Origin of the sequence: Microcoleus sp. ARI1-B5 (genome assembly GCF_036705795.1) — a bacterium.
In the GTDB taxonomy this organism is placed as follows: Bacteria; Cyanobacteriota; Cyanobacteriia; order Cyanobacteriales; family Microcoleaceae; genus Microcoleus.
Genome location: NZ_JAUBVK010000018.1, coordinates 53,500 through 79,056 on the forward strand (window position 1 = coordinate 53,500; position 25,557 = coordinate 79,056).

At 48.0% G+C, this 25,557-nt stretch carries 19 protein-coding genes, 1 tRNA gene and 1 pseudogene; 10 read left to right on the forward strand and 11 right to left on the reverse strand.

Annotated elements, in window-relative coordinates:
- Positions 1–283 precede the first annotated feature (283 nt).
- A complete protein-coding gene (locus QUB63_RS23160) occupies positions 284–2,536 on the forward strand; it encodes a transglycosylase domain-containing protein (protein WP_332947670.1) in 2,253 nt (750 codons plus the stop codon).
- 292 nt (positions 2,537–2,828) lie between these two features.
- On the opposite strand, the gene QUB63_RS23165 is transcribed toward QUB63_RS23160, so the two are convergent.
- From QUB63_RS23165 to QUB63_RS23195, 8 genes are all read right to left on the reverse strand, one after another.
- Positions 2,829–3,419 carry a cytochrome b gene (locus QUB63_RS23165; protein ID WP_332947671.1) on the reverse strand — a complete coding sequence of 197 codons (591 nt, stop codon included), beginning with the start codon at positions 3,417–3,419 and terminating at the stop codon, positions 2,829–2,831.
- 129 nt (positions 3,420–3,548) lie between these two features.
- Positions 3,549–4,331 carry a uroporphyrinogen-III C-methyltransferase gene (gene cobA, locus QUB63_RS23170; protein WP_332947672.1) on the reverse strand — a complete coding sequence of 261 codons (783 nt, stop codon included), beginning with the start codon at positions 4,329–4,331 and terminating at the stop codon, positions 3,549–3,551.
- A gap of 112 nt (positions 4,332–4,443) precedes the next feature.
- Complete coding sequence (locus QUB63_RS23175; protein WP_332947673.1) at positions 4,444–5,520, reverse strand: RNA-guided endonuclease InsQ/TnpB family protein; 1,077 nt, start codon at positions 5,518–5,520, stop codon at positions 4,444–4,446.
- A gap of 23 nt (positions 5,521–5,543) precedes the next feature.
- Positions 5,544–5,690, reverse strand: coding sequence for a MerR family transcriptional regulator (locus tag QUB63_RS35135; protein WP_442921842.1), 147 nt, complete (start codon positions 5,688–5,690; stop codon positions 5,544–5,546).
- Positions 5,691–5,764: 74 nt separating this feature from the next.
- Positions 5,765–6,505, reverse strand: coding sequence for a sirohydrochlorin chelatase (locus tag QUB63_RS23180; protein ID WP_442921841.1), 741 nt, complete (start codon positions 6,503–6,505; stop codon positions 5,765–5,767).
- A gap of 135 nt (positions 6,506–6,640) precedes the next feature.
- Positions 6,641–7,324: a manganese catalase family protein gene (locus tag QUB63_RS23185; protein WP_332947674.1), complete on the reverse strand. Its 684-nt coding sequence runs from the start codon at positions 7,322–7,324 to the stop codon at positions 6,641–6,643.
- 457 nt (positions 7,325–7,781) lie between these two features.
- A complete protein-coding gene (locus QUB63_RS23190) occupies positions 7,782–8,009 on the reverse strand; it encodes a GUN4 domain-containing protein (RefSeq protein WP_332947733.1) in 228 nt (75 codons plus the stop codon).
- 162 nt (positions 8,010–8,171) lie between these two features.
- A complete protein-coding gene (locus QUB63_RS23195; RefSeq protein ID WP_332947675.1) occupies positions 8,172–9,095 on the reverse strand; it encodes a serine/threonine-protein kinase in 924 nt (307 codons plus the stop codon).
- Positions 9,096–9,486: 391 nt separating this feature from the next.
- Between QUB63_RS23195 and QUB63_RS23200 the strand changes: the two genes are divergently transcribed.
- From QUB63_RS23200 to QUB63_RS23220, 5 genes and pseudogenes are all read left to right on the forward strand, one after another.
- A tRNA-His gene (locus QUB63_RS23200) sits at positions 9,487–9,559 on the forward strand.
- A gap of 346 nt (positions 9,560–9,905) precedes the next feature.
- Positions 9,906–14,210, forward strand: a complete 4,305-nt coding sequence (locus tag QUB63_RS23205) for an AAA domain-containing protein (protein WP_332947676.1) — start codon at positions 9,906–9,908, stop codon at positions 14,208–14,210.
- The gene (locus QUB63_RS23210) at positions 14,188–15,129 is read left to right on the forward strand and encodes a hypothetical protein (protein ID WP_332947677.1); all 942 of its coding nucleotides are present in this window, start codon (positions 14,188–14,190) and stop codon (positions 15,127–15,129) included. Before QUB63_RS23205 ends, QUB63_RS23210 begins: the two co-directional genes overlap by 23 nt.
- A 158-nt stretch (positions 15,130–15,287) precedes the next feature.
- A pseudogene (locus QUB63_RS23215) lies at positions 15,288–15,704 on the forward strand (XisH family protein).
- Positions 15,692–16,042 (forward strand): XisI protein, encoded by a 351-nt coding sequence (locus tag QUB63_RS23220; protein ID WP_332947678.1) that lies wholly within the window; start codon positions 15,692–15,694, stop codon positions 16,040–16,042. Before QUB63_RS23215 ends, QUB63_RS23220 begins: the two are co-directional and overlap by 13 nt.
- A 225-nt stretch (positions 16,043–16,267) precedes the next feature.
- Here QUB63_RS23220 and QUB63_RS23225 read toward each other — a convergent pair whose 3' ends face one another.
- A complete protein-coding gene (locus tag QUB63_RS23225; RefSeq protein ID WP_332947679.1) occupies positions 16,268–17,548 on the reverse strand; it encodes a DUF3747 domain-containing protein in 1,281 nt (426 codons plus the stop codon).
- 440 nt (positions 17,549–17,988) lie between these two features.
- Positions 17,989–18,981, reverse strand: a complete 993-nt coding sequence (locus tag QUB63_RS23230; protein ID WP_332947680.1) for a ribose-phosphate pyrophosphokinase — start codon at positions 18,979–18,981, stop codon at positions 17,989–17,991.
- Between the two features lie 330 nt (positions 18,982–19,311).
- Between QUB63_RS23230 and QUB63_RS23235 the strand changes: the two genes are divergently transcribed.
- The 4 genes from QUB63_RS23235 (at position 19,312) to QUB63_RS23250 (ending at position 24,148) form a co-directional block, all read left to right on the forward strand.
- Positions 19,312–19,770, forward strand: a complete 459-nt coding sequence (locus tag QUB63_RS23235; protein WP_332947681.1) for a GatB/YqeY domain-containing protein — start codon at positions 19,312–19,314, stop codon at positions 19,768–19,770.
- A 366-nt stretch (positions 19,771–20,136) separates the two neighbouring features.
- On the forward strand, positions 20,137–21,843 hold the full coding sequence (locus tag QUB63_RS23240) for a serine/threonine-protein kinase (RefSeq protein ID WP_332947682.1): 1,707 nt from the start codon (positions 20,137–20,139) through the stop codon (positions 21,841–21,843).
- A 220-nt stretch (positions 21,844–22,063) separates the two neighbouring features.
- Entirely contained in the window at positions 22,064–22,771 is a 708-nt protein-coding gene (bioD, locus tag QUB63_RS23245) for a dethiobiotin synthase (protein WP_332947734.1), read from the forward strand.
- A 159-nt stretch (positions 22,772–22,930) separates the two neighbouring features.
- Complete coding sequence (locus QUB63_RS23250) at positions 22,931–24,148, forward strand: M20 family metallopeptidase (protein ID WP_332947683.1); 1,218 nt, start codon at positions 22,931–22,933, stop codon at positions 24,146–24,148.
- 208 nt (positions 24,149–24,356) lie between these two features.
- Here the strand turns inward: QUB63_RS23250 and QUB63_RS23255 are convergent, their stop codons facing one another.
- Positions 24,357–25,337, reverse strand: a complete 981-nt coding sequence (locus QUB63_RS23255; RefSeq protein WP_332947684.1) for an aldo/keto reductase — start codon at positions 25,335–25,337, stop codon at positions 24,357–24,359.
- Positions 25,338–25,557: the final 220 nt, after the last annotated feature.

A 25,557-nucleotide genomic window follows, 5' to 3' on the forward strand; every position in this document is an offset into this window, starting at 1 on the left:
GCCACCCAACCGAGATTTTCGCCAGAAACCGGGTTTGAGAGCCACTGGTGCAATCAGGCCAGAAACCGGGTTTCTTTGGAGATATTTAGCCACCCAACCGAGATTTTCGCCAGAAACCGGGTTTGAGAGCCACTGGTGCAATCAGGCCAGAAACCGGGTTTCTTTCCAGATATATCCATAAAAACTAGATTTTTCCCCGATCGGACCTGCTTTTGAAAATAGCCAAAAGTTGCGAGTAGAATGGTGCAAGAGCCGATCGCTCGATCGTAGTCTACAGCGAAATATGACCCCACCGCAGCCGCCCCGCAAACCTCAAACCGTCTTGGGTGCGATTACCCAAGCAGTCCAGACAATTGCCAAGGTTAATTTTAACCAGCTAGCCCTGAAACCAAATGCCAAAGTACCCGAACTGTGGGTGCAGGATGCGGGTGCAGCTAAAGCTGAGGTTTATCCGCTATTGGGCGATCGATATTTGTTAGGTCGATCGTCCAAAGCTTCAGATATTGTAGTTCGCAATCCCGTTGTCAGTCACGTCCACCTATCCCTAGCGCGGGATACTCGACGGCGAACACCTTTTGTAATTAAAGATGAAGACTCCACCAACGGCATTTACGCCGGAAAAAGGCGAGTTAAAAGTATGTCCCTGCGTCACGGAGACGTGTTCACTTTAGGGCCGCCGGAACTCGCCGCCGCCGTCAGAATTCAGTACGTAGATCCGCCGCCTTGGTATTTGGAACTTGTGCGTTACAGCTTTTACGGCGTCAGCGGAATCACCGCTTTGATAGCGGTGTTGGTAGGTGCTGAATCGACCAAGTTTCATGTGCGGCCTCTGCCGAGAAGTATCAACGGCCCCGTGATTGTTTACGCCCGCGACGGACAAACTCCGCTGCGCCCTCCTCAGAATAACGCTCACCTAGAATTAAAGCGATTGCAGGATTTTTCGCCTTATTTATCCAAGGCGGTACTTGCTTCAGAAGACAGCCGCTACAATTGGCATTTGGGAGTAGATCCGATCGGCGTTTTGCGGGCGCTGTTGACGAATGTTCGCGGGGGAGGAATTCGCGAAGGCGGCAGCACTGTGACGCAGCAGTTAGCGCGGAGTTTGTTTCGAGATTATGTGGGAACTCAAGATTCGGCAGGACGCAAGTTGCGGGAAGCCGTAGTTGCTTTGAAACTGGAGAGTTATTACAGCAAAGATGAGCTGTTGCTGACTTATTTAAATCGCGTGTTTTTGGGAATTGACCTGTACGGTTTTGAGGATGCGGCTCAGTTTTATTTTGGCAAGTCGGCGAAGGATTTGAGTTTGTCGGAGGCGGCGACTTTGGCGGGCATTTTGCCGGCACCAAACAGTTTTAACCCGATTCAAAATTATCAGTTGGCGGTGCAGTACCGCGATCGGGTGATCGAACGGATGCGCGCCATGGGGACGGTTTCTCAGGAAGAAGCCGATCGCGCGAGGCGATCGCGAATTGACATCAATCCCAAAGCCCGCCAATACCTGCAAAGTACGATCGCGCCTTATTTCTACAATTATGTATTTGACGAATTGGAGTTTTTGCTGGGGGAGCAGTTAGCCAGAGAAGGCAATTTTATTGTAGAAACAGGCTTGAATCCCGGCCTGCAAAAAGTGGCTGAAGCTTCCCTAAAAAATGCTGTAGAAAATGCCGGAGCGAGTGCAGGTTTTTCTCAAGGAGCCGTCGTAACTCTCAATACTAAAACTGGGGAAGTCTTAGCTTTAGTTGGGGGCGTAGATTACTTGCAAAGTCAGTTTAATCGGGCTACCCAAGCATTGAGACAGCCCGGTTCTACCTTTAAAATTTTCACCTATACAGCGGCCCTCGAACGCGGCATCCCAGCCAGCCAAACTTATTCTTGCGAACCGCTTTCCTGGGGCGGACAAAGTTACAGCGGCTGCGAAAGAACTAGCGGCAGTGCTGATATGTATCGGGGTTTAGCACAGTCGGAAAATGCAATTGCTTTGAGAGTAGCACAAGATGTCGGTTTAGACAATGTAGTGGGCATGGCCAGACGTTTGGGTATTACATCTCCCCTGCGTTCTTCCCCCGGTTTGGTGTTAGGTGAAAGTGAAGTTAACGTATTGCAATTAACGGGTGCGTTCGGGGTTTTAGCGAATCGGGGTTTGGGGAATCGCCCCCACGTAATCAAGCGAATTATTGACAGCAGCGATTGCAAAGATCGAAATGATTTTAACAGTTGTCGGGTGATTTATGACTATCAAAAAGATGGGATTGCCAACCGGCAGTTAGTTTCTGAAGAGGTAGCGGATACGATGACTGATATGCTGCAAGGTGTGGTGCGGGGAGGTACGGGGAGCAGTGCTGCTTTGGGGTTGGGAGAAGCTGGAAAAACAGGCACGACTAATGATAATAAAGATTTGTGGTTTGTCGGTTATATTCCCAGCCAGCAACTGGTGACGGGAGTTTGGTTGGGAAATGATGATAATTCTCCGACTGGGGGAGGTAGTGCAAATGCTGCTCAGTTGTGGGGGGAGTATATGCGGCAGGTGGCGCGTTGAAATCATTAGTCCTGCCGTCATTAGTCATGAGTCCTGCCGTCATTAGTCATGAGTCATGAGTCCTGCCGTCATTAGTCATTACTTAGTAGCACAGAAATCTGGACTAGCAACTTTTGACTGAGTATGGCGTACTATTACCAATTACCAATTACCAATTACCGCTTACCAATGACTAATGACTACAGATGCAATATTTAAATTTATTCTACAGTCTGAGAAACGGAGCGAAAGCTAACGCTCCCCCCGAGCAATGACATAAATATGTTATGGATACGTCCAGGGCTGATTAATGTTAACTTAACGTTGATTTTTTCACGGCTTGGGTAGCTCGTCTCCAAAGCGATCGCACATATTTTCGTTGGTCGATCGCGTGCAGTACAATAAATGCCAGGAAAGTATAAGCAATCCAGAAATGTAAGTCTCGTGCCAGCCCTACAACCGCTGCATTTTGAGGAAAAATATCTGGCAAGGTTGTAAGCCCGAAGAAATGGATATGCCCGCTTTTATAGGAATTAGAGAGGAAAACTCCGCTCAGAGGAACCGCTAGCATAAACAAATAAATTGCCGTGTGCAGTAGAAACGTGCGAATCCACTCACCTGTAAACTTGGGAAGGCGGCGCGTATACTTGCGCCACCAAACTCGCTGCAAAATGAAAATACGCCAAGTTAGCAATCCAATTGTCAACACCCCAATGGATTTATGCAAAGTATAAGCGTTGCCTTGTAATGGTGTATTGTCTGGCATTTTAACCATCCAAAATCCCCCAACCAACAGCAGCAGATAACAGGTTGCCATCACCGCGTGCATTGACCATAATTGCTTGAAGGCTGAATTCGATCGAGGTTGGGGCTTTGTTGCTTGCGGAACTAATTTGGAACTCATCGACTACCTCTATTGCAGATACTTCAAGCCCGGACAGTTTTACTCCCCGACGCACTTGCGATCTCAGAAACCCGGTTTATTCGCATATTTCTCGTTCCTCGCCGCAAATTTTTCGTATCAACCTGGTTTCTAGCCGCCGATGGGTAAGTCTTGAGTCAGAGAAACTGGGCGAGTGCGCGACAATATCGAGTGCAAATTGACGACGTTTCCGATTACTGCGATCGCAGGTGCGGCAAATCCAGTCGCCTCCACTTGCTCTACAATTGTACCCAAAGTTCCGATCAATTCTTCTTGTTCGGGCCGCGTTCCCCAGCGCACTAATGCTACGGGCGTTTCTGCGCTCAATTCGGCTGCTGTCAACTGGCCGATAATGTGAGGCAAATTGTGGATTCCCATGTATACTACAATAGTTTCGGAGCCGCGGGCGATCGCCTGCCAATTTACCTCCGGTCGATATTTTCCGGCTGATTCGTGACCGGTGACAAAGGTGACTGACGAACTGTACGATCGGTGTGTGAGAGGAATTCCCGCATAAGCAGGGGCCGCAATCCCAGAAGTTACACCGGGCACGACTTCAACCGCAACTCCAGCTTTTACCAACTCTTCCATTTCTTCACCGCCGCGGCCGAAGATAAACGGATCGCCGCCTTTGAGCCGAACTACGATCGCATTATCTCCAGCTTTTTCTATCAATAGCTGAGTAGTTTCGTCTTGTATTAACGAGTGACGGCCTTTGCGTTTGCCGGCATCAATTCGTTCTGCTTGCGGGTTGATTGCTGCCAAAATTTGAGGGCTGACTAAAGCGTCGTAAATCACCACATCCGCACACTCTAACAGAGCTTTTCCCTTCAAAGTCATCAAACCCGGGTCTCCGGGCCCCGCACCTACTAAATACACTTTACCTAAAGACATTTTTCTGGATTCCTTTACGTCTTCTGTGTCTGCTATACAAATACTAGACAAGTCTAGACATTTGCTTCTTACTTCATGGGGAGCATGGGAGCGGTTATCCCTCGGTAAGCTTTCACGTTTTAGCCAAGCGCGATAAATTAATTGCTGCGTTCAAATCCCTGTCCATTGAATGACCACAACTTCCGCAGTTGTAAGTCCTTTCTCTCAGCGGCATATCTTGAATATGTCCGCAGTTTGAACAAGTCTTACTCGAAGGAAACCAACGGTCAGCAATGATTACTTCGCAGCCCAACTTTTTAGCCTTGTATTCTAGCTGACGCTTGAATTCATAGAATCCACAATCAGCTATGACTTGAGCTAGTTTGTGATTGGCTAGCATCCCCGAAACATTCAAATTCTCTACTACTATCGTTGCGTGGTTTTTGCATAAGTAAGTAGTGATTTGATGGAGAGTATTTCTTCTGAGATTCGCTACCTTAGCGTGATGTTTTAAGAGTTTTTGTTTCGCCTTAAATCTATTGCTGGAACCTTTCGTCTTTCTCGATAACTCCTTTGACAGCCTACGCAACTTACTGAGATGCGTTTTGTAATGCCTTGGGTTAGGGAAAACAACTCCTGTCGAAAGCGTTGCCAACTCTTTAACTCCCAAGTCAACACCCACCACATCGTGTTGCTTTACAGTTGGCTCATGCTCCTTGAAGTAGGCAAAAGCAATAAACCAACTGTCGGCGGTACGTGAAATAGTGATTGACTTGCAAGTAGTATGAGGCAATCCTTCATAGGTTTTTACCCAACCGATTGTTGGTAGCTTTATGGACGTACCACCTACCGGAATTGGTTTGCTACCTGCATCAATCGTGAATGAATCATGATGCCCCTTCTTCTTGAATTTGGGATATCCAGCTTTTTTTGAGAAAAACAAGGAGAAGGAATCACCAAGATTGTCGAAAGCATATTGAGTTATCTTCTGGCAAATTCCCGCTTCTTTAATCCATGTAAACTCAGGCTTTACATGATTGTTAAAGAATTTCTTGAGCAGGTATTTATTAGGCTTCAATCCATCTTTATAAAGGTTACTCCAAGTAGCCAATCCCCAGTTATAAGTAAACCTCGCTATTCCAGCGTGTTTGCTCATGACCGTTGCCTGACTCTTGTTTAGCTTTAACTTTGTTTTGATGGATAAAAGCATTGTTCGACCTCAACACTGTATTGTCAGTTAGCTATCAAAAGGTCATCCTCCGTGTAAAAGCGATGACCCGACAAGGTACGTTTCGCGGGCTGCTTCCCAGGAGCGTCCCAGCGCTGAAGGGTTTTTACCGAAAGACTAAGTTTCCTCCCAAATTCGTGAGGTTTAAACATAAATACACCATAGATCAGTCTATAAGTGTACTATTCTGTCTATTTAATCGTCAACTAAGTCCCAACTCTGCGGTTCATTGTTGAATTAAATTCCCTATTAAGTCTGCTAATTCTACACTTGCGCCTAGAGGATTTGCGAGATGAAGCTCTGCCGTGGGAAATTGCTGCTTTAACTGTGCGACATTTTTGGCGATCGCATCTGTAATTCCTCCATTAAATAAGAAGTATGGCACAATTCCTATTTGCTGCTGTCCACCGCGAACCAAACTGTCAATTCGTTCTTCCAAGCTCGGCTTTACCGACCAATAAGCTGTCTCTGCGCCGAGTTGGCTGGCAATTTCTTCAACTGTCGAGTTACCGGACGGGCGGCGACTGCCGTGAGATAGTAAAATCCATTTTGGTAACAGCAAATTGGGGAGAAAAGCTACCTCTTGCATCTGAGTTTTTAGCAAGTTTGTTAATCCTGCTGCTTGGGAACCTAAATGCGGGCGCACTTCAATTTTTAGCCGGGAACCAAAAGTTTTTTGGGCAATTTCCACCTCTGCCGGTATGTCTTCGGCGACGTGAACTCCCGGTAATAAAAATACGGGCAGGATTTGCAATTGAGTCAGCCCCAGCGACAGGGTACGTTCGCCAAAACTGCAAATTTGTTCGTGCAGCGGCGCGGGGCCCAGTTCTAGGGTGGCGGTGGCTACTGCGGGGAACGAGTCAGCCAAATTTTGAGACAGGAGTTGACCTAGGTTTTCCAAAGCTACTTGGGGTCTGGGGTCGCGGCTGCCGTGAGAAACTAATAAATAGGTCGATCGCAATTTCAATATGGATTTGATCTTAATGTTCGATCGGGAAATTTCAAATAATTATACACCGTCGGGTGCGCGACCAGAAAGTTGCTCGACTTTTCGCCGGCATCTCTCAAGTCGCGCACCCCACACAACTACACCACTATCAAATTAAGCTCTCGGGCCTGGTTCGGCGATGTACTGAAAAGTAGGTTCAGAGTTCCAAGGGCCGCGTTCGTCCTTGCCATTTGTAGACAAGTTAAAGTATAGATCCACGGTGGAATCTGGCGGAATATTGCCGAACAGCGGATCGGTGAGTTTGCCCATCGCTTCCAAAGCTTTCATGAACATTTGAGTGTGAGAAATTTCGCGAGTCAGCAGGAAGTGCAGCGTCTCTTTCGTTCCCGCATCCGGCGCTAGTTTAATCAATTCTTCGTAGGTTTGGCGAGCTCCGGCTTCCGCACCGATATTAGCGCGCAAATCGCGCACCACATCGCCGCCTTCGTTGACATAAGCACCCGTCCAAGCTTGACCTTGGCTGTCTAACAGGTGCGGGCCTACGCCGCGCACTGCAAACAATGTGCTTTTGTAAGCATCTGTTTGGTCAACGTTTTTGGTGTGCATTTCGATGAGTTTGCCAACCATTTCTAAGTGACTGAATTCTTCGATCGCAATATCTTGGAGCATATCCTTAATCCCTGGATCTTCACAGTGAAAGGACTGCACCCAGTATTGCAAAGCTGCGGTCAGTTCTCCGGTTGCTCCGCCAAACTGTTCTAGGAGCAATTGGGCAAAACGCGGGTTTGCTTCGTCTACTTTTACCGCAGACATTAGTTGTTTTTTATGAAAAAACACGGCTCGATACCTCTCTTTAGTTCTGTTGTTAAAGCCTGAGAATTGCAGATTTTAACTGTGTTCGCCTTCAGCATCCATTGTGCGACAAGCGAGCGCGTCAAACCTCGCTCGCAGGATACATCTAGCTGGAGCAATTTCTCTGCTTTCCGATAGAGTTAAGTCATTAGTCATTAGTCATTAGTCATTAGTGATGAGTCATTGGTAATCGCTAATTGGTAATCGGTAATTGACTGTCAACTGTCAACTGTCAACTGTCAACTGATTAACGCTGTCAACTGTCAACTGATTAACGCTGTCAACTGTCAACTGTCAACTGTCAACTGATTAACGCTGTCAACTGTCAACTGTCAACTGTCAACCTGTATGCTGTCAACTGTCAACCTGTATGCTGTCAACTGTCAACTGTCAACTGTCAACTGATTAACGCTGTCAACTGTCAACTGTCAACTGTCAACTGTTAACTGAAGCCAAACCGACCTTGACTGTAGTGCAGCCACAGCCGATCGACTGTTTGCAAATCAGGACACGGTAGCTGGTAAATTTGGCTGATTTCTAGCTGAGTTCCCGGTGTCAGGGAGAGAGACTGACACATCACGGCCCAAGTTTGGCGATCGGCTTCTTGCCACTTTTTGCTTGACAAAAAATTCCGCAGTTTGGTATAATCAACTCCCCCGGCAGAAATCACGGTCGGAGCGAGATTTGAAATCGCAGATAAGGACAAAGTTTCTGCCCGATTGGCGGCGGTTTGGGTCGGTGAAATCGGAGGCTCGGGAGTTTGTGGCGCGTTGATATTAGATGAGTTGTGGCTATCGAGGAGAGTAGGGGCGATGGATGGATCCCCGCTACGCTACGGCTTTTTCGGCACAAGCAAATTTTGCTGGCGAATATCTAAAGCTGCATTGATATCTTGCAAAACTTCCGCAGCAAAACTGTACCGCTCCTTGAGATGAGTTTGCAGCAATTTATCTAAAATTGCACCTAACTCGCCGCTAATACTCGTGCCTTTGGGGAGAAACTCGCGCCACCACCAGCGCTCGGTTTTGCAGTCGTACATATCCAACGGCGGAACTTGCGTCATCAGGCGAATGCAAGTAACACCTAAACTGTAAAGGTCGCTAGCAGGAAATACTTTGCCGCGCATTTGTTCGGGAGCTACATAATCTTGACTGCCGATGAGCGTTGCTGAACGGAGTATGGCTGAATCAGTCAGCAGTTTGGCAATGCCGAAATCGATCAATACGAGTTTGTTGTCCGACAGGCGGCGGATAATATTTTCGGGTTTGATGTCGCGGTGAATGACGCGCTTGTCGTGGATAAATTGCAGCACGGGCAATAAGTCTTGCAGCAGTTGCCAAATTGGATTTTCCTCGTATACATTATCGTCTAATTCTTGTTTGAGAGTCGGCCCGTCTATAAATTCTTGAACTAAATAAATATGGCCTTCTTGCTCAAAGCAGGCTAATAATTTGGGAATTTGCGGGTGTTTTCCCAGTTCGTCTAAACGGACTGCTTCTTGGTGGAATAACTCAAGGGCTTTGTTGAAATTTTCGGGATCGCGATCGCGAAAATAAAATTGCTTGAGGGCACAGCGCGGTTGCGATGGGATGTCTTCATCTATTGCTAGGAAGGTTTTGCCGAATCCGCCTCTACCTAAAAGTTGAATCGGGCGATACCGCTGTCTCAGCAACAGGTTAAAGCCGCAGTTTAAGCAAGATTTTGCTGTTTGGTAGTTTTGTGGTTTTTGACATTCTGGATTGATACAGTAGCTCATATCGATTTTAGATTAGAGATTTGAGATTTTGGATTGTGAAGAAGTTTTATTAAATGCACCGCTTTTGTTGTCTCTTTCCTTCGCGGGGCGAAGGAAGAGAGAGAAGAGAATGAGTTGACAATTGACGCAGGGATGGCTATGAGGCTATTTTAATCCGCTGGCCGGAATCGGGATGCTGCCGCAACCTGCAACAGGCCGGGCGGCGCCACTGCTCTGGCGCGGGATATTTGCGGATGGCCTAAATCGAAAATTGTGCTAAACTCAGGCTGTGCCTGGAATTTGAGGCACAATTGATGCGATCGGTTCAGGGACGCTGAAAAATATTTTGAAATATTTTTGCTTTACCCCTAGACTTTTGCTGAGATATGATGCTATAGTTACAAACGTTATGGCGAGCGTAGCCAAGTGGTTAAGGCAGTGGTTTGTGGTACCACCATTCGTGGGTTCAAGTCCCATCGTTCGCCCTTTTGATTTTATTGTGCAGATGCAGGCGCGCGTTGTGTGTGCTGATGCCTGAAAGCTTTTGTATCTCTGGTTTGTATCGAAGTCTAGATCACCCTGGCGCCCCCCTTCTTAAGGGGGGGACAAGAGCGATCGACAGTCGACCCCTACTCCCCTGCGTGATCGGGGGAGTAGGGGGTATGCGAGGGGGATCGAGGCTTCGGAAAAAGTGAGTTGACACCAGTAAGCTGTACGGTGTATGTGCGCGCAGGTTAATCTTTGGGATTTAGCAATTTTCTCAGCATAAGTTCCCATGTGCTAATCTTAAATCCAATCTAAAATCCAAAATCTACAATCTAAAATCAAAATATGCCATCTTTAGTAGCAGAAGATTGGGGATATAAATTTAGCGGCGATCGCACAATTAATAAATTTATTCGGGATATTGAAGGGGACAGCACTTTAGCGAAATATTGCGATTGGGAATGCAGAGATCGTGCGGAACTTCTGATGTCGGAGATAGCCGGCGCATCCCACAGTCTTTTCTACGTGCGCCGCCAAAAGGTAAATGAGAGATTTTCTGAAGAGGAAATCTGGGAATTGATTCTTGCTACGGATGGAGATTATTTTGAATTGCCGGAATTGTTGCAAAAAGCCGATCGCACTTTGCGCTTGCTAGCAACTGTACGCACTGAAGATGGCATCGGCGGCTTAAAATTGCTGGATGCTGGTTTGGTGGCGGTTCCTAGAGGTAGAAAAGATGGCTATGCTTTGCCGGTTCAATTGCGACTTTTGGCTAAAAGTAGATCGCCAATTCCTGCAAAGTCGATCGCCCGCGTCCAAAAAATGCCATTTTGGGACGACAGACACATACCGACTACCGAACAATTAAAAGTTTGGCACACTTTCTTAAATGTAGAACAACGCATCGCCGAAGCGCGTCAATTTTGCGTACCTTTCCGCGCTCACAATTACGGTTCCGGCTTCAAAATCGTTACTTTTGAAATCGATCGCACTTCCGCAACTCTTGACGGCTACGATGAGAATTCCTTACAAGTCGGCGACTTTCGCGAACGGCTCAAACAAGCCAAAAATGAAGAAATTATCTTGTTTGATTCGCCGCCCGGAAGCAGAAGCAGCCGCGATGGCGAGACTTTGGGTAGCATCGCCGAAATTGACTTTGAACGCAGCAAATTACGGATCGAGTTGGATGTTGATTTGGGCGATCGCATGGCGGGCGGCAGATATCAACTTCCCAAACAAGGATTCTTGTATTTCGAGGCGGCGGGCGATATCAGTCAGATCGATCGCAAGAAGAAAGCTTTAAAAATGCTGACCGATGGCCGCGCTCAAAATCCCTATTTGAGCGAGTTTTTATTCGACTCTTCCCAGGCGAGATTGCCCGAAAAACTGGTTAAATTGGAGCGAGAAAACTTATTAAATCGCAATGCTAACGACGACCAACTCGCCGCTGTGGAAATGGTGCTGTCGGCGCGGGATTTAATTTTGATTCAAGGGCCGCCGGGAACCGGAAAAACGACGGTGATTGCGGAGATTTGCTATCAAATTGCGCGTCAGGGCGGCAAAACGCTGATTGCTTCTCAGGCAAATTTGGCGGTTGATAATGCTTTGAGTCGGTTGGTTCACAATCCGGCGATTCGGGCTTTGCGGAAGGGAAAAGCCCATAAGGTGCAGGAAGAAGGCCAGCCGTTTTTGGAGGAAAATGCGATCGGCACTTGGCTGCAAAATACGGCGGCTGACTGCGAACAAAAGCTCTCGCAGCGCCAAATTAATGTCACATCGTTGGGACAGTTGCTGGCAGACTTCGACAGATTTAACGCCTACTTTGCCGCCGAGAGAGGTTTTTTTAAGGAACTAAAACACCTCCACGACAGCAAGGCAGATCTTGAGGAAAAGTTGAGCGCACAAGCTGCTGCTTGCGAAGAAAGTTTAACCGCCAAAAGCGAGCGAGAATTTTTATGTAATGGGCTAGATAATCTGCTGGCTGCGCCGGAGATTAACTGGGAATCTTCAGATGTTGCCGAGTTTATGCCGAAACTAAAACCTTATTCGGAAGGGAATGTTTTAGTCGAGAACTTTATGGCAAATGTGCGGATTTGTGCTACCAGTGCTATTCAAATTGGTTTCGATCGCCCTGCTTGCGGCGCGTTTGGGATTGCGGTTTGGCTGCGGGAAACTGTAGCAGCGCAATTATCGGAATTTAAGGCTGCTTTCGATCGCGCCCAGGATGTTTGTCGCGCTATGTCAGGGGTTGCGGAGTCGCTGCGGGTGTCGCGGCAGATGTCGGATGCTGTGAATCAGCTACAGTTGGGCGATCGGCAAAATCAGACGCACCGCCACAATCTCGAACAGAAAATCAGTAATTTGGAACTGCGAAAAGCGGAAATTGCGGCGGTTGTCGTCAGTGTTGCAGAGTGGATTGAGACGGCTGATACCCGACTTTATACTGTTGTGCAATCTTGTGGGGAAACGGGCGCGATGCTGACGGATGATATGGTAGAATTGCCCGCAGGATTGCTGAAAATTGCGCGATCGCTCAAATTGCCGATCGTCCCGCCGAAGTGTAAAGTCAGTTTGCCCGATTTAGAAAGACTGCAAAAGGCGATCGCCCATGAAGCCAGCGCGGGTTTTAAGGACATTCAAGGGCAGCAGTTCCGGTTTAGCGAGTTTTTGCACCTAAATTTGAGTCAAATGCCGATCGTGCTCGCTGCGGGCGATCGGGCGCAATGGCAGCAACTAGCCAAAGACTTCGCCAGCTATGCCCAACTCAGCCCCAGCCAGCGCAAATTTATCATCGAAAAAGCTGACACTTTCTTAGGTAACATTCAACAATTTTACAGTCAATCCTTGCAGCCGAATCAAATCCAAGCAACCTGCGATCGCCTAGTCAAAGAATTGCTGCACAGCATCCTCGGAAACGCCCGCCAGTGCATAGTTCCCCTGAAAACCGAAACCGAACAACAACTAATTAAACAGCAGCAGTTATTAGATAAAATCGGTCAAACCGTCAGCCAGCAGCAAATATCTGCCGCGCAAGTTCGGGTAGAAACAGCGCAGCAAGAAGCAAACTTAAAAATTAGCGAAGTTACGAATTTGTTGCAAGCAATTGTCGAACAGCCAAACGTACCGGAAAAGTTGCGGATTCTAGCCGCCCAATATCTCGCGCAAAAGTCAAATATTTGGGAGCAACCGCAGCAGTTTGTCAAGCAAGTTGAGGCTTGGAAAACCAGCGCCATTCAGCTTGAAAAATCCATTGCTGACTTAGATCCGTTCGGCATTTTGGAAGTTATCAAAAATACTCTCGACGAGCAATTATCCCCGCTGCAAATTGCCGCCGCAGCTTCGCAGCAGCAACTCGCGGAACTTCAAGCAGAATTGAGCGAAATTACCGATCGACTGCAACAGCAGCAGCCGACAGCAGCATTAATTATTGAAAGAAGTTGGTGGGAGTCAGCATGGCAAACTATCCCCGAAAAATACCAGCCGGAAGTTCCGAGTACCGGATTGTTCAGCGTAGATTTTTTAAGCAAAATCAAGCGTTTATTCAAACATTGGCAGCGGGAATTAGAACGAGAACAAACAGCCCTCAATCGTTCTCAAAACTTTGTCACAGATTGGATTGAAAAACTCCGCAATCCATCAGAAAAAGACCGCAATGATTTAAAGCAAATTTATATTGACAATGCCAACGTCATCGGCATTACCTGCGTGCAAGCCGCCAGCTTTGATTTTAGCAAAAACTTTCCCAGCTTTGATGCAGTCATCATTGACGAAGTTAGTAAATGCACTCCGCCAGAGTTGTTGATTCCGGCTTTGAAGGGCAGAAAGTTAGTATTGGTGGGCGATCACAGGCAATTGCCGCCGATGTTTAATCAAAGTACGATCGATGATATCGCCGAAGACATCGGCTGTACGGGAGAGGAACTTAGTTTTATCAAAGAATCGCTGTTCAAAGTGTTGTTTGAAAAAGCTAACGACGGCATCAAAAAAATGCTGACAACTCAATACCGAATGCACCCGCAAATTATGGGCGCAATCAATCAGTTTTACCAGCAAAAACTCAACTGCGGTATTCTGGAAGCTGACACGAGACGCGCGCACCATCTCGCAGGTGACATCATTCAGGAAAACAATCACGTCCTGTGGGTAAAAACGCCCGTGGGACAAGGGTTTGAAGAGGAAAAGCAGGGTACTTCGCGGTTGAATGTTAAGGAGATTGATGCGATCGAGCTTTTGTGCGAACAGATGGAAACCGCTTGGCGGCCTAAAATGGTAGAGGGTGAACCGCCGAAGGAAATCGGGATTATCACTTTTTACGGCGCTCAATTGAACGCAATTAAAGATAGAATAGAAGCCGAAAGATTTCCTTCTTTGAGCATCCGCACTGGTACGGTTGACATATTTCAAGGGATGGAAAGACCTGTGATTATTGTGAGCACAGTGTGCAATAATATTAGGGGCGATATTGGTTTTGCTAAGGAACCGGAACGGGTGAATGTAGCATTTTCCCGCGCTCAGGAATTGCTGGTAGTTGTCGGCTGTCACGATTTATTTACCCAACAACTAGGTACTGTGGGAAAAATGTATCAGGAAGTTTCAAAAACGGTGCGTCGCTGCGGAGGTTTTGTAGATGTTGCTAGCATCCTCAGCTAAACAAATTGACGCGAATTTAAGTTCGCTAGCGGCACAAATTGAGCAACAAAATCCGGGTTTGTCGGTGTTGGCGGCGCGTCAATTCCGCTTTGCAATTCGCCAAACTCCGCTGGAGGTGGCGGTTAGCGAACCTCGCGAGTTTAATGTGTTGGAAGAGTTTATTTTGCGGGCGGGTGTTGAGTTTGAACCCCCGCCGACTTTGCAGGAATTGGCCCATTTGCTGGGGTTGGATGAGGTTTTTGTGAAGACTGCGGCGGCGACTTTGGTTAATTTGGAGATTTTGGAGGTTGCGGAAAATGGTAAAATTGCGTTAGCGAAGCCCGCCCCTACGGGAGGCTCATCAACGAAGAGGATCGCGCCTTTAGGCCAAGATTTTTTTGAGAAAGGTGCGGTTAGTCGATCGCACGTTCAATCAATTTACGCCATTTCCGATCCTTTAAATCAAACTCTTACCTTCAAGTTCGATGCTGTAGCGACAGAATCAATCAATTTACCAGATTTAGCAGATTTCGTATCGCTCGATCATAAAATTACCGACCTGGCGGATTTAAGCATAGCAGAAATCCAGCCGCTCATCCAAGCTTCGGGCTTAGGGATTCACGTCCCCGAAAACGGCAAAGTCGTGTCTAAGTGCGATGTCATCGGCGATGATTTGGATATTTGGCAAATTGTATCAGTTTTTGTGTTGCTGGATGCGATCGAAAATAAAACTACCATCCAAGCCCGACAGGGAAAACAAATACTAGAAACAGCCTCGAATCGGCTGAATGAGCTCGAATCTCAGCAGAAATTGTTGAATGAATTGTGCAAATCAACCGCAGAAATCGCACAGCCCGAGTCAGAGACAATCCCCGTAAAAAAAACTCGCAAACAGACATCAAAGAAGAAACGCAAAGAGATAGAGTCAGAAAACAAGTAATATGCGGACTGAAGTCCTCACTACGAACTGGTTTGTAGTGAGGACTTCAGTCTGCCTTGGCTAAAAAAATTTGATAAAGTTAGTGTTTTACTGATTGACAATATACTAGAATTTCGCTAGGATTTATAGTTGTATGCGATCGTGCTGAGATTAAATTTGTGTCCGCCAAAGATACCTTCCACGAATCCGTAAAACGGGCCCTTCAAAAAGAACAGTGGGTGATTACTGCCCATCCGCTAAAGTTTAAGTTTGGCAATATTAAATTTCAGGTCGATTTGGGAGCAGAAAGGTTAGTCGCAGCGGAGCGAGGAGGGGAGAAAATTGCAGTCGAAATCAAAAGCTTCCTTAATCCCTCTGCAATTACAGACTTTTATGCTGCATTGGGACAATTTCTCAGTTATCGGCTAGGGCTGGCATCTGTTGAACCTAATCGGAAACTATACTTGGCAGTACCAATTGACGTGTAGAGAACATTTTTTCAGTCTGAATTTACTCAAGCTGCGGTACAACAGTATCAGGTATTTCTAATCGTATACGATTCAACAAATGAGGTAATTGTGCAATGGACAAACTAGCTCAATATCGTCAATACGTTCAGATATTAATCACCCGTTATGCCGAAGATGATGTTTCTGATGATGAAGTCGAAGTGCAACTTATCTGCGACACAGAACGAGATCATTATCAGTGGATGAATGTCGGCTGGGAACACTTAACCCGGATTTATCAAAGCATCATTCACATTGACATCAAAGATGGAAAAATCTGGCTTCAGCAAAATTTGACCGAGGAAAATCCAGCAGAGGAATTAGTTGAAATGGGAGTGCCAAGAGAGGATATCGTTTTGGGATTGCAACCGCCATACAAACGACCGTATACTGATTATGGTGTAGCTTCAACAGTTGACAGTTGACGTTCATGACAGTTGACCTGTGGAGAGCGACCTCTACCTAGAAGGAAGAGGATTGGAGTAATGAATAGTCTGATTTTAATTTCTCCCTCACTCGTGAGAGGCTTTCAACCAATTATTTCTGGTAGCGTAATATAGGTTCGTAGTGAGGACTTTAGTCCTTATAATCTGAGGACTAAAGTCCTCACTACAAACACCTAGATGATCGGTTATTGAACGGACACAATATTACTGAGCCTTAACGCATTTCAGCATCCGCAAAGTAGCCGCCGCCGCGTAATTCCGCTTTGCAGAATCATCGGGAGCAAAACGAGTTCCAACTTCGTTAACAGCGGAAGCAACACCACAATAACCCGACATTTGATTAATAATAGCAGCAGCCCAATGATTCTGAGTATCGGAAAAAGTTTTAGGCGGCTCTTTAGCAACTAAATCCTGCTGCTTTCCCCGCGCCGACAAACCAAATTCCGCCGCTCTCCGCAGCACCGCCATCAATTCAGCGCGAGTGACGGGTTGCGTAGGTTTAAAAGTTCCATCTTTATAACCGCTGACTATTTTATTGTCCCGCGCAAATAGAACTTTTCCGGCACTCCAGCGCGAGCTATCAACATCGCTGTAGGGACGGGTAGAAACATTGCTAGGAAATGTGATATTAGCACCTTGTATTCCTTTCAAAGATTCCAATACTAAAGATACCAATTGCTCTCGCGTAACGGCAAGTTGCGGCCGAAAGGTATTATCTTGAGAAAACCCGGCTACAAACCCAAGGCCCACAGCTTCTTTTATTTCGGAAGAGTAGATATCGGTAGCAATATCTCCGAATGTAGAAGAGCCGGTATTACCGCCAGTATTTCCTCCAGTATTACCGCCAGTATTTCCTCCGGTATTGCCTCCAGTATTGCCTCCAGTATTGCCTCCGGTATTGCCTCCGGTATTGCCTCCGGTATTGCCGGTTTCGCCCGGTGCGGGTTGACTGCTAGTGAAATAAAAGTGACCTAATACTTTGCCTTGATAAGATCTTTTAGTGAAGCGCCAAGCGGGATCGAGAGTGATTTTCATAAAGCCGTTAACATCGCCGTTTGTGCGGCCGATAATTATCGGTTGAGCGTTGGGATCGCTGGGTGTTCCCATTAGTACAACATTGCCGTCAACGCTTTGCAAACTCAGGCTGTATTTTAATGCTAAATCGGTGCCGGCCATGCGAATAGAAAAGCCGTTGCTGTCTGTGGCGCGGCCGCAAATGCCGGTGAAATCAAAAGTAACTAATAACGGATCGACTCTCACGGGATTAGAGCCGCTTTCGCTCCAGCATTGCCGCTTGTCTGTCACCTGTTCTACAATTAGCAATTGGTAGCCGCCCAAAGCGCGGGGTTGGGCGATCGCAATTACTCGGTCTTGGTTAATTTCGGTTTCCTCAAATGTATATGCTTTTGCCGGAACGATCGCCCCGAGTGTTAAGATTGCTGAACCTGCGAGTGCGGCTGCTGCTCGTACCAGTGAATGTTTCATAGTTTTTCCTTCTTTACCCCTTTTTTGGCGAGACATCTCTAGAATATGAAAAGGTCGCGCTTCTCAGACAACAAGATAGAATTTTACCATCTCTTGTTCCGGCGATCTCAAGCGCGATCGCACGAATATTATAAAATTCAATAGGGTACAGTTAAGTCTGATCCCCCCTAACCCCCCTTCTTAAGGGGGGGACAAGAACTCGATCAAAGTCTACCCCTACTCCCCTTCTTAAGGGGGATTTAGGGGGATCTCCAAACGGTGCAATTAAGCCTGATCCCCCCTAGCCCCCCTTCTTAAGGGGGGGACAAGAACTCGATCGAAGTCTACCCCTACTCCCCTTTTTAAGGGGGATGCGAGGGGATATCCGATATAAAAAAGGGTGCGTTACACACTCTTGTTAACGCACCCTAAAACAAACATTCAAAAAGAGTCTTTCCCCTCTAGCGGAACATACTGCTAACAGAACTATCTTCGTGAATCCGCCAAATAGTTTCGCCCAGCAAATTCGCTACCGAAAGCACCGTCAACTGCTCAAAACGGTTTTCTTCAGGTACGGGAATTGTATTTGTAACAATTACCTCTTCCAAGACTCCGCTAGACAAACGCTCGATCGCCGGAGGTGAAAAAACCGCATGAGTAGCACAAGCATATACCTGTCTCGCACCCTCGCGGCGCAACAATCTCGCGCCTTCGGTAATCGTCCCCGCAGTATCGATCATATCGTCCACTAACACGGCTGTTTTGCCTCTGACATCCCCGATGACGTTCATCACTTCGGCGACGTTGTGAGCTTGGCGGCGCTTGTCAATAATTGCTAGGGGAGCATCGCCCAGCTTTTTGGCAAAAGCTCTCGCCCTAGCGACTCCGCCAACATCCGGCGAAACCACAACAATATCCGTCAACTGCTTGCTCGCCAGATAATCCAACAGCACCGGCGAACCGTAAACGTGATCGAAAGGAATGTCAAAATAACCTTGAATCTGAGCTGAGTGCAAATCCATCGCCAAAATGCGACCTGCCCCAGCTTCAGTAATCAAATTAGCCACCAATTTCGCAGTAATTGACTCTCTTCCGGCCGTTTTGCGGTCTGCCCTAGCATAGCCGTAGTAGGGAATCACGGCAGTAACTTGTCTGGCCGAAGCGCGGCGACAAGCATCGATCATAATTAACAATTCCATGAGGCGATCGTTTACCGGACAGCAAGTTGGCTGAATCAAGTAAACATCGCAGCCCCGAATCGATTCTTGAATTTGAACGTAGAGTTCCCCATCAGCGAACCGCTTGCGAACCATCGGCCCCAAATCGATCCCCAGATAGCGAGCCACCTCTTGGGCGAGGGGAACATTAGCAGAACCGGAGAACAGCCGCAGACGGTCGTGAGCAGAAACCGGCGGCTCGGGAAGCGGAAGCGGTAAAGTAGCAGAACGGATCACAGCAGGCCTCTTGCAAGACGTTTATTTTACCGCCATCTTACCATCGGAAACTAGAAATATTCAGCCAATTTTCTGATAGATTTAACTTTCGGGGCGGCCGCAAGTGTGACGTTAGGCGAACTGAATAGGACTGGCATTCGTATGTCGGAGAAACTGGTTGGAGCTGGGACTGGAAGTGCAGCCGCCCAAAATTCTGTCGAAGGCCGGAGTCCGGGTTCAAGGCGATAAAAATGCCACCAAGAGGCAATAAACTTGAAAAATACTGTAAAAAAAGTTAAGAATCTGAAGCATACTCCGGATTTTTGATATAGCAAACCCAGGTAGAAATCGATGAGCTTAAGAGAACGCATTGACGCAGAAATCAAAGCAGCCATGAAGTCCAAGGACAAAGTTCGCTTGGAAACTGTTCGCGGCATCAAGAAATTTATTCTCGAAAAAGAGGTCAGCCTCCGTCCTTCGGGCCAAGAGACGCTGACAGAAGCTCAAGAACTGGAAATTTTGATGCAAATAGCCAAACAGCGCCGGGATTCGATCGAGCAATACCGCAAAGGTGGCCGCGAAGATTTAGTGGCACAAGAGGAGGCGGAGTTGGCAATTCTGGAAGAGTATTTGCCGGCGCAGATGTCAGACTTCGAGGTGAGTCAAGTGGTTGAGGAAGTGATTGCCTCGGTGGGCGCTACTTCTGCAAAAGATATGGGCAAGGTGATGGGCAAGGCAATGCAGCAGCTTAAAGGCAAAGCAGACGGTAACAGAATTCAAGACATGGTGAAAGCAAAGCTTAACAGTTGACAGTTGACTGTTGACTGTTGACTGTTGACTGTTGACAGTTGACTGTTGGTAGTTGACCTGTGGCAGTTGGTAGTTGGCAGTTGGCAGTTGACAGCAGTCATCAGGAAGAATGTAGCAGCCTCCTAATTTTTCGCCTTTGCGATCGCCCAAAAAAACGAAATGTAGGGGCAAACCCCCCGTGGTTGCCCATTCTTCTCGATCGCCCGCTTGCGCCTAATTTCTCAAAGTTGCTCAAAAAGAAGTAAAATGCTAACTTTCATCGGGACTGGGAACTACAGACAGTGAAGTACGATCTTGAGCATTAAAGATTTAACATTCTAAGTCGGCCAGCGCTCGCCTATTTTTTAACAGTTTCTACTTAAACTTATGCAGCCACCTATTGCTATTGGAACTCTCCTACAAAACCGCTACCGCTTGGTGAATATTTTAGGTCAAGGGGGATTTGGCCGCACTTATTTAGTAGAAGATTTGGGGCGGTTTCAAGAACGCTGCGCCCTGAAAGAGTTGATTCCGGTGCAAAGCGGGCCTTACGTTTTGGAAAAATCGAAGGAATTGTTTCAAAGAGAGGCGGCAATACTTTACCAAATTGCACACCCGCAAATTCCCCAGTTTCGGGCAATATTTGAAGAGAATCAACGTTTGTTTTTAGTGCAGGATTACGTGGAAGGGATGACTTACCGCGAACTGTTGCTCGATCGAACGAACGCAGGCCGCCCCTTCAGCGAAGCCGAAGTCTTAGTATTTATCCGGCAAATGCTGCCGGTACTGGCTCACATCCACGCGCGCGGCATCATCCACCGCGACATCTCCCCGGAAAATATCATCCGCAGGGAAAACGACCAACTGCCGGTACTGATTGACTTTGGAGTGGTGAAAGAACTCGCCACTAAAGTTCAGTCTCCCGAAGGAACAGCCCACGCGACAACTGTGGGTAAAATTGGCTACGCGCCGATGGAACAGTTGCACAGCGGGCGCGCAACGGCCAGCAGCGACCTGTATGCTTTAGCTGTAACGGCGATCGTCCTGCTGACGGGCAAAGAACCGCAGGAATTGCTGGATCAAACGACGCTGCAGTGGAATTGGCAGCAGCGAGTGCAGGTAAGCCCGGGTTTGGCTTTGGTGTTGAATCGGATGTTAAGCCGTTCTCCGGGCGATCGATATCAATCTGTCAGCGAAGTCGCCCAAGCACTCGACGGCAAAACCAATCCTCAATCTAACGCGCCAACCGTACCGCCCGCGCCAGCAGTCGTGCCGTCAAACGCTTCCCTAATACCAACGGTAGCCGTGGGCAGGCCGCCCGCTCCCGAGCCGATGGTGCCCCTAAGTGCCGGCCCGCAAAACCAGCCAGACCCGCTAATTGAGCCTGCTGGTGGCTCTTTTTGGGACAATCCCGTCGCTGCGATCGGACTGCTAACAGGCTTAGTAATCTTGACAGGCTTCGGTTCCTGGGCCTTAGTAGGCTCATTTCTCAACAAACCGACGCCCAAAGCCACTCCGACAGCGCCACCACCAGCCATAAATCCGACGCCGAGACTGACTCCGATACCAAACCCGGAACCTTTGCCAACTCCAACCCCACAACTGACACCAGCGCCAAGCCCAGAACCTTTGCCAGCGCCAAGCCCAGAACCTTTACCCGAACCAAGCCCAGAACCTTTACCCGAACCAAGCCCAGAACCTTTGCCCGAACCAAGCCCAGCACCTTTGCCGGAACCAACCCCAGTGCCAGAACCGACGCCAGAACCGACTCCCGCGCCGACTCCCGCGCCCAAACCGACGCCCGCGCCGACTCCGGCGCCCAAACCGACGCCCAAACCGACGCCCGCACCGACTCCGGCGCCCAAACCGACGCCCGCACCGACTCCCGCACCGACTCCCGCACCCAAACCGACTCCCGCACCGACTCCAGCGCCGACTCCCGCACCCACTCCAGCGCCGTCGCCGGAACCTGCACCGACTCCCGCGCCGTCGCCGGAACCTGCACCGACTCCCGCGCCGTCGCCGGAACCTGCACCGACTCCCGCACCCTCGCCGGAACCTGCACCAACTCCCGCACCCTCGCCTTCACCCTAGTTCTGGCAAAATTCCCCTAGACTGAAGTTGAAGCCAATTACTTACCAGAAAGAATTGGTTTAAAGCCCCAAGCTTTTTCGGGAGAAATTAAAATCCGACTATTCATTACTCCAATCCTCGGACTTCCAGGTAGAGGTCTCTCTTCCAGGTCAACTGTCAACCCTTCGACTTCGCTCAGCGCAAGCTGTCAACTGTCAACTGAATGAATAGCTATTTGCCAATGAACTCGCTGCTAATTGCTGGAACTGATACCGACGCGGGCAAAACTGTTTTGACCAGCGCTCTGGCTGCTTATTGGCAAATGTATTTTCCCGATCGCAGTTTGGGAATTATGAAGCTGTTGCAAACCGGAACGGGCGATCGCGAACTCTACACCCGTTTATTTAGCCTCGACCAATCCCCCGCAGAACTCAATCCGCTGCACTTTAGCGCGCCTCTAGCACCGCCGGTTGCTGCGGAACGGGAAGGGAGACCGATCGAACTCGAAAAGGTCTGGACGGCGCTGCAAAGCCTCTGTGAGCGCAAGAATTTTGTGCTGGTCGAGGCTTTGGGAGGGCTGGGTTCCCCTGTAACGCGGGAACTGACGGTGGCCGATATTGCCAGGGATTGGCGGCTGAGGGGAGTTTTGGTGGTACCTGTGAGGTTGGGGGCGATCGGGCAAGCTGTAGCGAACGTTGCTCTCGCCAGACACGCGGGTTTTCAGCTTAGAGGCATTGTGCTCAATTGCGTTCAAGCTTGTTCGGAACAAGAAATTGCCGATTTGGCGCCGATCGATTTGATCCAGTCCCTGACTCAAATACCCGTGTTGGGTATTTTGCCACATTTAGATGACCCGACTGACCTTGCTAAGTTAGCTAAAGTTGCTTCCCAATTAGATTTAGAGCGGTTGCTACCAGGGGTTAATTTAGTTCCTCAGACTTCTAAATAACCCTATTCTAAACACCTCTCTTTCTGATTCTTCTCTTCCTCTGCGTACTCTGCGGCCTCTGTGGTTAAAAACTAAGATTTTATTTGAACCGCAGAGAGCGCAGAGAGCGCAGAGAAAGAAAAGAGAGAGTTTCACAAATTGTTATAAGGAGAATGAAAAATGGTTTCTACTTTACCGAATTTAACCTCTGTAGATTTATCTCAGTTGCGGCTGGAGATTAGAAATTTGCAGCCTCAGCTAGTCGAATGGCGCCGCCGCTTGCACCAAAAGCCGGAATTGAGTTTTGACGAGAATTTAACGGCGCAGTTTGTCTCGCAAAAGTTGCAGGAATGGGGAATTGAGCATCAAACTAATATTGCTAAAACGGGTGTTGTCGCAACTATTGACAGCGGCAAACCCGGGCGGGTTTTGGCAATTCGGGCGGATATGGATGCTTTGCCGATTCAAGAGGAAAATGAGGTGGATTATCGATCGCAGCATGACGGAATTATGCACGCTTGCGGTCACGACGGCCACACTGCGATCGCCCTCGGTACAGTCTGCTATCTCGCCAAGCACAAACACAGCTTTTCGGGTAAGGTAAAATTCATCTTTCAGCCCGCCGAAGAAGGCCCGGGCGGCGCAAAACCGATGATTGAAGCGGGAGTTTTGCAGAATCCTGATGTTGATGCGATCGTCGGCTTGCATTTGTGGAACAATCTACCTTTAGGCACTGTAGGCGTCCGCAGCGGCGCGCTGATGGCGGCTGTCGAAGTTTTTGACTGCACGATTTTTGGCAAAGGCGGGCACGGCGCAATGCCACATCAGACTGTGGACTCGATCGTAGTTACAGCCCAAATTGTCAGCGCTTTGCAGGCAATTGTAGCGCGGAACATTGACCCGATCGACTCAGCGGTAGTAACTGTCGGCAAATTCCACGCAGGCCACACCCACAACGTCATTGCCGATACCGCTCAAATCGGTGGCACGGTGCGCTATTTCAATCCTGCATATCAAGGTTATTTTGCAAAGCGAATAGAACAAGTAATTGCCGGAATTTGTCAGAGTCACGGCGCAAATTACCAACTCGATTATTGCGCCCTTTACCCGCCAGTTATCAACGATTCGACCATGGCCCAATTGGTGCGCAGCGTAGCAGAATCGGTTGTAGAAACTCCTGCGGGAATAGTGCCGGAATGTCAAACAATGGGCGGCGAGGATATGTCGTTCTTTTTGCAAGAAGTCCCCGGCTGCTATTTCTTTTTGGGTTCTGCTAATCCCGATAAAAACTTGGCTTACCCGCACCATCACCCGCGCTTTGATTTTGATGAAACGGCGCTGGGGATGGGTGTAGAAATGTTTGTGCGTTGCGTGGAAAAGTTTTGTGCGAATCAATGAAAGATTGTGTCATCCGGTGGGGGCGGGTTTATGAGATTATTGATTTTAGGCAATGATAGTTTGTAAAACCCGCCCCTACAGCAATCATATCTATTTAACCCGATCTCTTGCACCCTCCGTCAAAAACCTGTAGGGGCGGGTTCACCAAAAGATTTAAAGAATGCAGACAGCTTAAATAAACCCGCCCCCACCCCGCGCGAGAGTCTTTTTACCGACTTTGAAAGATATTCTGCACCATTTTTTTATCTGCACTCGCCGCCGCCTTATCCAATTCTGCAATCTCCCCCGAGTCCAACTCCCAGCCCAAAGCACCAATATTATCCCTCGCCTGTGCCGCAGATTTAGCTCCAGGAATTGGAATAGTTTCTTTGCAGATGCACCAGTTGATTGCTACCTGCGAAACAGTCTTGTTTCTGAAGGCAGCTATTTCTCGCAAACAGCCCAAAAGCGATCGCATTCCCGGAAGTAGCTGCTTGCACGCCAAACCTCGGATACCTTTAGGAAAAGCGCCGTTTTCCGAATATTTCCCCGTCAGCAACCCCAAGGCTAAAGGACTGTAAGCAATTAATTTTATCCCCAATTCATCGCAAACCTCTTTCAATCCGAGTTCTGTTACCGGATAGGTGGAAAGTAGCGAATATTGCACTTGTAAAGTAACAATTGGAATTTGGCGCGAGCTAAATCTTTGATGCACCCATTTCAGCCGTTTCGGCCCGTAATTAGACAAGCCCACACCCTTGACCAATCCTTGCTCGTAAAGGTCGGCCAGACCGTCCAAAAGAGCCCCCTCTTGCCAAGGAGCGTAATTAGCTGTAGACCAGTGCATTTGCACCAAATCTACATTTTTTCCGAGGCGGGAAGCCGAGGCTTTTCCAGCAGATATCATTGATTGTCGCGTCAGTCTCCAAGGATAAGCCGCTAGTTTTGTCGCAATACAAATACTGTCTTGATGTGCACCTTGATATTGTTGAGAAAACTGCCCTAAAAGCTGCTCGCTGCGTCCGTTTAATTTCCCGGTTCCGTAAGAATCCCCTGTATCGAATAAGGTGACACCATTGTTAACGCAAAGATTGAACGCGGCTTGCAATTCCTCGTCCATAGTTTCATCGTAACCCCAAAGCAGTCGGTTGCCCCAGGCCCATGTGCCGCAGCCCATTTTGGGCAGTAAAATTTTTTGGTTTGTTTGCATTTTTATTGATGGTAGTTGTTGGTAATACGGATATTTTATAGGAACATAACTCGGTATCCCCTAGCCCCCAGCAGAGCTGTTTCATTCTGCCACGGGCCGCCAGGGACTCAAGTCCCTGTCTAATAGCATAAGTCGGTTAAAACCGACTCAAATAGTAATCTCAATTTTGAAAAGTAGAGTTACACATATATTCTGCGCTAACTCTATATAAAAACAGGTT

What these genes read in the sequence shown, in the direction of transcription:
- QUB63_RS23220 (WP_332947678.1), top strand. Translation starts at nt 15,692, where the DNA reads ATGGACAAACTAGCTCAATATCGTCAATACGTTCAGATATTAATCACC.
- QUB63_RS23240 (WP_332947682.1), top strand. Translation starts at nt 20,137, where the DNA reads ATGCAGCCACCTATTGCTATTGGAACTCTCCTACAAAACCGCTACCGC.
- QUB63_RS23225 (WP_332947679.1), bottom strand. Translation starts at nt 17,548, where the DNA reads ATGAAACATTCACTGGTACGAGCAGCAGCCGCACTCGCAGGTTCAGCA.
- QUB63_RS23175 (WP_332947673.1), bottom strand. Translation starts at nt 5,520, where the DNA reads ATGCTTTTATCCATCAAAACAAAGTTAAAGCTAAACAAGAGTCAGGCA.
- QUB63_RS23235 (WP_332947681.1), top strand. Translation starts at nt 19,312, where the DNA reads ATGAGCTTAAGAGAACGCATTGACGCAGAAATCAAAGCAGCCATGAAG.
- QUB63_RS23255 (WP_332947684.1), bottom strand. Translation starts at nt 25,337, where the DNA reads ATGCAAACAAACCAAAAAATTTTACTGCCCAAAATGGGCTGCGGCACA.
- QUB63_RS23210 (WP_332947677.1), top strand. Translation starts at nt 14,188, where the DNA reads ATGTTGCTAGCATCCTCAGCTAAACAAATTGACGCGAATTTAAGTTCG.
- QUB63_RS23205 (WP_332947676.1), top strand. Translation starts at nt 9,906, where the DNA reads ATGCCATCTTTAGTAGCAGAAGATTGGGGATATAAATTTAGCGGCGAT.
- QUB63_RS23160 (WP_332947670.1), top strand. Translation starts at nt 284, where the DNA reads ATGACCCCACCGCAGCCGCCCCGCAAACCTCAAACCGTCTTGGGTGCG.
- QUB63_RS23195 (WP_332947675.1), bottom strand. Translation starts at nt 9,095, where the DNA reads ATGAGCTACTGTATCAATCCAGAATGTCAAAAACCACAAAACTACCAA.
- cobA (WP_332947672.1), bottom strand. Translation starts at nt 4,331, where the DNA reads ATGTCTTTAGGTAAAGTGTATTTAGTAGGTGCGGGGCCCGGAGACCCG.
- QUB63_RS23165 (WP_332947671.1), bottom strand. Translation starts at nt 3,419, where the DNA reads ATGAGTTCCAAATTAGTTCCGCAAGCAACAAAGCCCCAACCTCGATCG.
- bioD (WP_332947734.1), top strand. Translation starts at nt 22,064, where the DNA reads ATGAACTCGCTGCTAATTGCTGGAACTGATACCGACGCGGGCAAAACT.
- QUB63_RS23250 (WP_332947683.1), top strand. Translation starts at nt 22,931, where the DNA reads ATGGTTTCTACTTTACCGAATTTAACCTCTGTAGATTTATCTCAGTTG.
- QUB63_RS35135 (WP_442921842.1), bottom strand. Translation starts at nt 5,690, where the DNA reads ATGTTTAAACCTCACGAATTTGGGAGGAAACTTAGTCTTTCGGTAAAA.